Annotated in this window: 8 protein-coding genes and 1 riboswitch; of the genes, 3 read left to right on the top strand and 5 right to left on the bottom strand. The window is 73.6% G+C overall.

What is annotated here, in order from left to right; genetic code table 11:
• Window positions 1-591: 591 nt before the first annotated feature.
• Entirely contained in the window at window positions 592-1,869 is a 1,278-nt protein-coding gene (thrC, locus tag FF36_RS06225) for a threonine synthase (protein WP_044883996.1), read from the bottom strand.
• 8 nt (window positions 1,870-1,877) lie between these two features.
• Window positions 1,878-1,993: riboswitch (SAM riboswitch) on the bottom strand.
• 253 nt (window positions 1,994-2,246) lie between these two features.
• Here thrC and FF36_RS06220 point away from each other — a divergent pair.
• Both FF36_RS06220 and FF36_RS06215 read left to right on the top strand, forming a co-directional pair.
• The gene (locus FF36_RS06220; RefSeq protein ID WP_044883995.1) at window positions 2,247-3,044 is read left to right on the top strand and encodes an HAD hydrolase family protein; all 798 of its coding nucleotides are present in this window, start codon (window positions 2,247-2,249) and stop codon (window positions 3,042-3,044) included.
• Window positions 3,045-3,259: 215 nt separating this feature from the next.
• Complete coding sequence (locus FF36_RS06215) at window positions 3,260-4,816, top strand: alpha,alpha-trehalose-phosphate synthase (UDP-forming) (protein ID WP_044884033.1); 1,557 nt, start codon at window positions 3,260-3,262, stop codon at window positions 4,814-4,816.
• On the opposite strand, the gene otsB is transcribed toward FF36_RS06215, so the two are convergent.
• From otsB to FF36_RS06200, 3 genes are all read right to left on the bottom strand, one after another.
• On the bottom strand, window positions 4,794-5,642 hold the full coding sequence (gene otsB, locus FF36_RS06210) for a trehalose-phosphatase (RefSeq protein WP_044883994.1): 849 nt from the start codon (window positions 5,640-5,642) through the stop codon (window positions 4,794-4,796). The two genes, FF36_RS06215 and otsB, sit on opposite strands and share 23 nt — an antisense overlap.
• A gap of 77 nt (window positions 5,643-5,719) precedes the next feature.
• Entirely contained in the window at window positions 5,720-6,367 is a 648-nt protein-coding gene (locus tag FF36_RS06205) for a LytR C-terminal domain-containing protein (protein ID WP_044883993.1), read from the bottom strand.
• 8 nt (window positions 6,368-6,375) lie between these two features.
• Entirely contained in the window at window positions 6,376-6,684 is a 309-nt protein-coding gene (locus tag FF36_RS06200; protein ID WP_044883992.1) for a DUF3263 domain-containing protein, read from the bottom strand.
• A gap of 205 nt (window positions 6,685-6,889) precedes the next feature.
• Between FF36_RS06200 and FF36_RS06195 the strand changes: the two genes are divergently transcribed.
• Window positions 6,890-7,324 carry an RNHCP domain-containing protein gene (locus FF36_RS06195; RefSeq protein ID WP_044883991.1) on the top strand — a complete coding sequence of 145 codons (435 nt, stop codon included), beginning with the start codon at window positions 6,890-6,892 and terminating at the stop codon, window positions 7,322-7,324.
• A gap of 292 nt (window positions 7,325-7,616) precedes the next feature.
• Here the strand turns inward: FF36_RS06195 and FF36_RS06190 are convergent, their stop codons facing one another.
• Window positions 7,617-8,873, bottom strand: coding sequence for a Glu/Leu/Phe/Val family dehydrogenase (locus FF36_RS06190; protein WP_044883990.1), 1,257 nt, complete (start codon window positions 8,871-8,873; stop codon window positions 7,617-7,619).
• Between the last annotated feature and the right edge of the window lie 112 nt (window positions 8,874-8,985).

The raw sequence follows: 8,985 nt of genomic DNA, 5'->3' as shown, positions 1-8,985 counted from the left end.
CCCTTCGGACCGAGCGTGACCTTGACCGCATCGGCCAGCTGGTTCATGCCGCGCTCCAGGCCGCGCCGAGCCTCCTCATCGAAGGCAATGATCTTCGGCATGGTTTCTGGGTCCTCCCAGTGGGATGGCAGGTTCGATGGCCTGGCCACAACGACGCCCGCGACGGACGGCTCCCGCCGGCTCCGACCTCGGTGCAACCACCGTGGACGCCGGGTGAACGGGCAGCCTCGCCGTTTCAGCCTTGGCACTCCCTAGGTGAGAGTGCCAAGTCCTGTTTAGCACTCGGCATGGGAGAGTGCAAGCTCGCCGTCGCTTCGCCGCGTTGCGCACCGCAGCTTCCACGGCCCGTTCCGCGACCGGGTGCGGCGTGGCGACATCCCCGGTCAGCCTCGTGTGCGGGCGGCGAGCCTGCCGGCTGCCGGCTCGGTGTCCGCTAGCCGACAGGTCGCGGCGCTGGTGGCCGCCAGGCCCGCCAGGGCCGGCGACTTCCTTGCCCTTCTGGAGGGTTTCGTGCCTGATTCGTCCCTCTGGAAGGGCAAGGAACCGTGCCGCAGGGACCCAGACCGCGGGTCCGGGAGGAGGCGGGGGTGATCAGTCGTCGCCGAGGCCGGCGGCCTCGAAGGCGCGCAGCGACGGCTTGATAGTGGCCGTCGGTCCGCCGGTCTCGACCAACGGGTCGAGGGTCTTCAGTCCATCGCCGGTGTTGTAGATGACGGTCTCGGCGGCTGGGTCGAGCAGGCCCTCGCGCAGCAGGCGGCGCAGGTTCGCGACCGTGACGCCGCCGGCGGTCTCGCCGAAGATGCCCTCGGTGCGGGCCAGCAGCCGCATACCCTCGAGGATCTCGTCGTCACTGACGTCCGTGATCGCACCGCCGGTGCGGCGGGCGACGTCGAGGGCGTACGGGCCGTCGGCCGGGTTGCCGATGGACAGCGACTTGGCGATCGTCGACGGTCGCACCGGGGCGACCGTGTCGACCCCGCGGGCGAACGCGGCGGCCACCGGGTTGCAGCCGGCTGCCTGCGCGCCGAAGACCCGGTACGGCGTCGGCTCCACCAGGCCCAGCTTGCCGAGCTCGCCGAAGGCCTTGTCGACCTTGGTCAGCAGCGAGCCGGACGCGATCGGCACGACGACCTGCTCGGGCAGCCGCCAGCCGAGCTGCTCGGCGACCTCGTAACCCAGCGTCTTGGAGCCCTCGGCGTAGAAGGGGCGGACGTTGACGTTGACGAACGCCCACTCGTACTCGCCGGCCAGCTCGCTGCACAGCCGGTTGACGTCGTCGTAGTTGCCCTGGATCGCGACGAGGGTCCCGCCGTACACGCCGGTGGAGACGGTCTTGCCGGCCTCCAGGTCGTGCGGCACCAGCACCACCGAGCGCAGGCCGGCCCCGGCGGCGTGCGCGGCCACGGACTGGGCGAGGTTGCCGGTCGAGGCGCAGGCCACCGTGGTGAATCCGAGCTCGCGGGCGGCGCTGAGGGCCACCGAGACGACGCGGTCCTTGAACGAATGCGTCGGGTTGGCGCTGTCGTCCTTGACGTAGAGCGTCTTCATCCCCAGCTCGGCGGCCAGGCGCGGGGCCGGGCGCAGCGGCGTCCAGCCGGCGCCGAGCGACACCCGGCGCGCCGGGTCATGCCCCGCGGGCAGCAGGCCGACGTAGCGCCACAGGTTGGCCGGCCCGCGCTCGATGGACTCCCGGGTGACCCGGCCGAGCAGGTCGGGGTCGTAGGAGATCTCCAGCGGGGCGAAGCACTCCACGCACACGTGGGTCGGGGAGAGCGGGTAGGTGGCGCCGCAGTGGCGACAGGACAGTCCGACCGCGGGGTTCGCGACGTCGAGGGCGGTGGTGTCGGCACGCTCGGGCGCGAGAGTCATGAAGAAGCTCCTCATCTTTCCCGGGGCAACCTGCCACGGGTCGGAATTAGCACCTGCCACGCATCGGATGCGGGTGGTTGCCGGGGCTTCACTGGGCCGTTCCCTCTGCCCCTCTGGATGAGCCAGATGAAGTTGTCTGTCCGTACTGTAGACCGTGTGCCGGAGATCGTGCACCAGTGTTTCGTGGTTCACGGCCATGAGATCGTGTTTCGCCGGGTGCAGCCCGCCCCGGCCCCCAGAATGTTCACCGGCGCCGGGCACGGTTCACCGGCGCCGGGCACGCCGGGCCCGCGTCCGGTGACCGCCGCTCGCGCCCGGTGCCTGGGCAGCCGGTGCCGGCGGGCCGACCCACCTCGCAGACCAGGGAGTCCGTGACAGTGAGTATTCGCGTCGTCTACACCGATCTCGACGGCACGATGGTCGGCCCGAAGGGCTGCTTCTTCCGCGCCGAGGGCGGGACGATCACCCTGGACCCGGCGCAGGCGCTCGCCGAGCTGCACTCGGCCGGCGTCGCGCTGGTGCTGGTCAGCGGCCGCACCCGGCCGCAGCTCGTCGAGGCGGCACAGATCTTCGGCGCGGACGGCTTCATCGGGGAGCTCGGCGCCATCGTCGGCTGGAACGACGGGCGGGACAGCGAGATCCTGCGCGGTGCCATGCCGCCGGACTTCGACCAGGTCCCCGAGTCGCTGCTCGACCGGCTGATCGAGCGCTACCCGGGCCGCCTGGAGCTGCACACCCCCTGGCACGCCGGCCGCGAGGTCGACGTGATGCTCCGCGGCCGCATCGACGTGCCCGAGGTCGACGGCTGGCTCGCCGAGACCGGTTTCGCCTGGCTGAGCATGCGTGACAACGGTCTGATCTCGCCGGCCCACATGCCTGGGCTGGGCGTGGCGCCGCACGTCTACCACCTCGTCCCCGACGGGGTGGGTAAGGGCGACGCGGTGGCCTACGACCTCAAGCGGCGCGGCGTGTCCCCGGCCGAGGCGATCGCGATCGGCGATTCCGCCAGCGACCTGGCGATGGCCCCGCATGTCGGGCGCATGCACCTGGTCGCCAACGCGCTGCGCCACCCCGACATCACCGCCCTGCTCGAGCGGTACGACAACGTCACCGTCGAGGCGGGCACGGTCGGCGCGGGATGGGCGAGCGCGGTGCGGACGGCCGTCGCCGTCTGACCTGCCCGCCGTCTGACTCGCCCGCCGTCTGACCCGCCCGCCGGCAGCCGGTTCGCGGCTGGTTCGCCTGGTGTTGGCGGACCGGACGGCGGCCGGACACCGGACGGACGATGTCCGGCCATATCCGGCGGAACCCGCGCCGGATGGCCGCGGTGTGGCCGGCGGTCGGGCCTGGACGACCGTCCGAATGGCCTACCCTCCGCAGTGTGCAGCGGATGCGGGAAGCCGAGCAGGGCACGTCGGGGGGTCCTTCGCCGCTGGGGACGGCCCGGGTGCTGGTCGCCTCCAACCGGGGGCCGGTGGCCTTCGTCACCGGTGACAGCGGGGAGCTGGTGCTGCGCCGGGGGGCGGGCGGGCTGGTCAGCGGTCTGGGCCAGGCGGCGGTCGACGCCCCGCCCGAGGCCCTGCCGATGGTCTGGGTGTGCGCCGCGCTCGGCGATGCCGACCGGCGCGCGGTCCGCGCCGCACCGGCCGGCCGGCTCGACCTCGCCGGCCACGACACCGGCGGTACGGCCGTGCGGATGCTCGACGTCGACCGGGTCGTGTTCGACCGGGCCTACAACGCGGTCGCGAACCGCATCCTGTGGTTCATCCAGCACCTGCTCTACGCCCCGGCCTCGCAGCCGGTGTTCGGCCCGTCGTTCCGCCGCGACTGGGCGGCCTACGAGGCGTACAACGCGATGTTCGCCGAGGCGCTGGCGCACGAGGCCGCCCCGGGCGCCTCGGTGCTCATCCAGGACTACCACCTGACCCTCGTCCCCGGGCAGCTCCGCCGGCTGCGCCCGGACCTGCGCATCGGTCACTTCAGCCACACCCCGTGGGCGCCGCCGGAGTACTTCCGGATGCTGCCCGATGACGTCGGCGAGCAGATCCTGCGCGGCATGCTCGGCGCCGACCGGCTGGGGTTTCTCACCGACGCGTGGGCCGACGCCTTCACCGAGTGCGTCCGCGGTCTGCCCGGCGTGCGGGTCGAGCGGCGCTCGATCACGGTGGCGCCGCCCGCCGGGGCGACGGAGGCCGGACACACAGTGCGCATCGGGGTACACCCGCTCGGCGTCGACGCCGACGAGCTGCGCGACCGGGCCGACGCGTCCGACGTCGCCGCCCGGGCGGCGGAGCTCGTCGAGCTGGCCGAGGGCCGGCGCCTGATCGTCCGGGTGGACCGCACCGAGCTGTCCAAGAACATCGTGCGCGGCCTCGCCGCCTACCGCGAGCTGCTGCGGACCCGCCCGGAGTGGCGCGGCAAGGTGATGCACCTCGTCTGCGCCTACCCCTCGCGGCACGACCTGCCGGAGTACCGCGAGTACACGGCCGCGGTGCAGCGGCTCGCCGCGGAGATCGAGGACGAGTTCGCCACGGACACCTGGCTGCCGCTGCGGTTGGAGATCACCGACGACTATCCGCGGTCGATCGCCGCGCTCTCGCTCGCCGAGGTGCTCGTCGTCAACCCGATCCGGGACGGGATGAACCTCGTCGCGAAGGAGGGGCCGGTCGTGTCGCGGCGCGACGCCGTGCTGGTGTTGTCCCGGGAGGCGGGGGCCTGCGCGGAGATGGGGCGGGCGGCGCTGGTGATCAATCCGTTCGACATCCAGGCGACGGCGCAGGCCCTGCATGCGGCGCTGACGATGCCCGCGGCCGACCGCCGGCGCCGCGCCGGCGAGCTCGCCGCCGTGGCGGGCCGGCTGCCACCGCGGGTCTGGTTCACCGACCAGCTCGACGCCCTCGCCGCGGATCGCCCCGACGCGCCGGTCAGCCGCCGAGACGCTCGATGAGCACCTCCAGCAGCGCGACCATCCCGGCGGGACCGCCGACGACCAGGTCGGCGCGCTCCCGCAACACGGCGGGGACCTCGGGGCTGTCGCTGCAGACCGTGATGCCGGGCAGGCCGCCCGCCCGCATCTCGTCGACGGCGGAGAAGGCGGGCAGGTCGCCGTAGTCGTCCCCGGCGACGAGCACCGAGCGCGCCCCGCGGGCGGCGACGAGCTCGCGCAGCGCGCCCCCCTTGTCGTGACCGGGCGGGCGCAGCTCCAGCACCTTCTTGCCGGGGGCGGCCTCCAGCCCGTGCTCCTCGGCGAGGGTCGTCAGCGCCGGGGCGAGGGCGGCCAGCGCCGCGTCCGGGTCGGCGGTGCGGCGCACGTGCACGACGAGCGCCTGGTGCTTGTCCTCGACCACCGTGCCGGCGGGGGCGTCGCGCAGCAGCTCGGGCAGTGCGGCGCGGACGGCGCCCACGCCCGGCAGCGGCTCCGGGCTGGTGATCGCGCGCGACCGCGAGTCCCACCGCTGCAGTCCGTACTGGCCCAGGATGACCAGCTCGCCGAGGTCGGGGAGCTTCTCCACCCCGGTCAGCTCCAGCAGCGCGTCGACCGGCCGCCCGGTGATGATCGACAGCGTGCCCACCGCACGGGAGATCCGGCGCAGCGCCTCGATCGCCCCGGGGGCGGGGACGGCGTCGGCCGGGCGGGCGACGATCGGGGCGAGCGTGCCGTCGTAGTCGAGGGCGATCAGCGCGCGGTCGGGAGCGGTGAGCAGGGCGGCGAGCCCCGCACCCCCGGCGGGGGTGCGGGGCGCTGGCGCGCGGTGCTGGGCGGAATCGCTCACGGAGCCTTCCCGGGGTCGATGGTCGAGGACCGGCGGACATGCCCACCGGGGGATGTCCCAGACGGGACGATCACTGATCATTTTTCCGGGTCGGCGGGGAAGTCGCGAGTGATGACGAGGATCAGGGTGTTGGTGGAGACGATCCTCGTCTGCGAGCGGGGGACGATCTTCTCGATGCCCGGAACGGCGTCCTTGAGCGCCTGGGCGGCCGCGGCGTCGTCGTCGTCATAGAACACCGTCGAGACCGGCACGTTGTAGACCGACTGGAAGTTACCGGTCCGCTCGACGGGGAACCCGGCGGCCTCGACCCGCCCGGCCGCGACCTCCGCCAGGCCGGAGATCCGGGAGTTGTTCAGCACGACCACCGGCGCCGTCACGGTGGGCCGCTGGCTGTGCGGTGCCGGCGGCGGCGCGGGTGTCGAGGATGGTGGCCGCTCGGCGGGCGGCGTCGTCGCGGCCGGGCTCGGGCGACGGGTCGGCGAGGCCGCGGGCGTCGTGCGGTGCACCGCGGGCGACGGGCTCGGGCTGCCGCCGTCCGGGGTGTGGATGGGCGCCGCGACCGGCTTCGGCCGCTCGGGGTCGGACGTGCCGTTGAACAGGTTGACCAGCAGGATGCCCGCGAGCACGGCGAGGACAGCGACGGCCCCCGCCGCCACGGCGTGCAGCCGGTCCGCGCGCCGGCCCGGGGGGCGGCGTCGCGGCGGCGCGCTCGTGCCATGCGTCATGAGCGGCTTTACTCCTCGCTCCGGTCCCGGCGGCCGGACCTGGCGGCCCGGCGCTGCTCGCGCAGCCGGCGTAGCCGCCGGACGAGCATCGGATCGGTGATCAGTGCCGCGTCCGAGTCGATCAGTCGATTGAGGATCTGGTAGTAGCGCGTCGAGGACAGGCCGAACTCGGCACGGATCGCCTCCTCCTTTGCCCCCGGATGACGCCACCAGCCCTGCTCGAAGCGAAGGATGCGCCGGTCACGGTCGGACAGCTCCGCGGCCGGTGTGCTCGCCCGCCCGGGTTCCTCGGGCGGCAGGGGTTGAGCTGCCTGCACAGCGGGACCTCCTCGGGACGCAGCCGGGACGACGAGCGCGGTCGGACGCGGCCACGCCACGCCCGGTATGGTTCGCCCACTATTTCATCCTGTGGGTCCGACATCTCCGGTCGTCTCCGGGAACACACATGCCGGGCAGCCGTCGCGACGGCGGGCCACGGCACAACAAAGCCTGCGTCGGTGCGGCGGGCTCTACGCTGGACCGGTGAGCCGGCGATTCACCCGCACCACGGAGGACTTCGACTGCCTCGTCTGCGGGACCGCCGTGCGCGGCGACGGGTACACCAACCACTGCCCGGCCTGCCTGTGCTCGCGCCACGTCGACGTGCATCCCGGCGACCGTGCGGCCGCCTGCGGTGGGGTGATGCGCCCGGTGGCCGTCGAGGCCCGGACGCACGACGTGATCCTCACCCACGCCTGCGAGCGCTGCGGTCACCGCCGCCGCAACCGCACCGCGCCGGCCGACGACCGCGACGCCCTGCTCGCCGTCGCCGCCGCGGCGGCGACGGCGGCGGTGTTCCCCGCCGAAGGGGCCTTCCCGGCGGCGGGCCCTCCGGCGGGGGGGTCCCCGATCGGACCGGGCTCGGCCGGTCCCCGGCCCCGGCCCCGGCGTCGCGCCCGAGCCGGGCGGGGCCGCTGAGCGCCGGCGGCCAGGTTCGACGCGGCCAGGTTCGACGCGGCCAGGTCGGGCAGCCGCACGAGTTGCCGAGAGCTCGCACGATCGGTGGCCTTGACCGTGGTCACCCCCGGCAACTCGGCGACCGGCACCGGCCGGTGGCAGTCCCAGGCATCCCGGGATGCCGCCCGGCGCGGCCCGTTCCGGGGCCGGCGCGTCACCTCGCGCCGGCGGATGTCCCGTCGGTCGGGACTGCGTCCCCGTGGGGGAGAGGACGGCTGGTCCAGGCGGGAACCGCGGATCGGCCGCGGGTCGCTCAGGGGTAGAGGCCGCGCGTCTGGTGGGCCTCGGCGACCCGGCTCACCCCGATGATGTGCGCCGCCTGGCGCATGCTGACGCCCTGCGTGGTGGCGAGCATCGCCACCTCGCTGTAGGCCCGCTCCATCAGCGTCCGCAGCCGGTCGTTGACCTCGTCCTCGGACCAGAAGTAGGCCTGCATGTCCTGCACCCACTCGAAGTACGAGACCGCGACGCCGCCGCCGTTGGCGAGGATGTCCGGCACGACCATCACGCCCCGGTCCTCCAGGATCCGGTCGGCGTCCGCCGTCACCGGGCCGTTGGCCCCCTCGACGATGATCCTCGCCTTGATCCGGTCGGCGTTCTCGATGGTGATGACGCCTTCGAGGGCCGCGGGGACCAGTACGTCCACGTCGAGTTCGAGCAGGTCGTCGTTGGTGAGCGTGTCCGTGCCGGGGAAACCGACGACGGTCTCCGCCCCCTCGGCGAGGTGGCGGATCAGCGCCGTCGGGTTGAGGCCCTGCGGGTTGTACACGCCGCCCTTGACGTCCGAGACGGCGACGACCTTGCAGCCGGCGTCGTGCAGGTACTGGGCGGCGAGCGCCCCGACCTTGCCGAAGCCCTGGATGGCGACGGTCGTGGAGTGCGGGTCCCGCCCGGTCTGGCGCAGCGCGGCGAACAGCGCGAGCTGGACGCCGCGGCTGGTCGCCCCGGCCCGTCCGGCGGAGCCGCCGATCGACAGCGGCTTGCCGGTCACGACGCCGGTCGCGGTGTGGCCGGTGTGGGCGGAGTAGGTGTCCATGATCCAGGCCATGGTCTGCTCGTCGGTGCCGACGTCGGGGGCCGGAATGTCCTTCTCCGGCCCGATCAGGGGGACGAGTTCGGCGGCGTAGCGCCGGGTCATGCGCTCGCGCTCCTGGCGCGACAGCAGCCCCGGCTCCACGGCGATGCCGCCCTTCGCCCCGCCGTAGGGGATCCCCATCAGCGCGCACTTCCAGGTCATCCACATCGCCAGCGCCTTGACCTCGTCGAGGTCGCAGCTGGGGTGGAAGCGGATGCCGCCCTTGCCGGGGCCGCGGGCGAGGTTGTGCTGGACGCGGTAGCCGGTCAGCACCATCAGCGATCCGTCGTCACGCAGCAGTGGCACGCTGACGGTGATCGCCCGGCGGGGCGTGCGGAGCAGTTCGTGCAGTCCGTCGTCGAGGCCCAGATGACGGGCCGCGTTCCCCAGTTGAACGCAGGCCGTGTCCCATGCTGAGCCGGATCCGAGGATCACAGGCACCTCCGCGGCGCGTTTCGAGCCACCCTCCGCCGCCGAACGCGCCGCCGGGTTCGTCGGCCACGGCGCGCTCCGTTGCGCACCGTGGCAGTGACTCGATATGGCGCAA

The sequence above is a fragment of the Frankia torreyi genome, assembly GCF_000948395.1.
GTDB classification, from domain to species: domain Bacteria; phylum Actinomycetota; class Actinomycetes; order Frankiales; family Frankiaceae; genus Frankia; species Frankia torreyi.
This window is presented reverse-complemented; position numbering and strand designations above follow the sequence as displayed.

Excerpts from the sequence above, each read along its gene's own strand:
- FF36_RS06205 (WP_044883993.1), bottom strand. The coding sequence starts at position 6,367 with ATGACGCATGGCACGAGCGCGCCGCCGCGACGCCGCCCCCCGGGCCGG.
- FF36_RS06215 (WP_044884033.1), top strand. The coding sequence starts at position 3,260 with ATGCGGGAAGCCGAGCAGGGCACGTCGGGGGGTCCTTCGCCGCTGGGG.
- thrC (WP_044883996.1), bottom strand. The coding sequence starts at position 1,869 with ATGACTCTCGCGCCCGAGCGTGCCGACACCACCGCCCTCGACGTCGCG.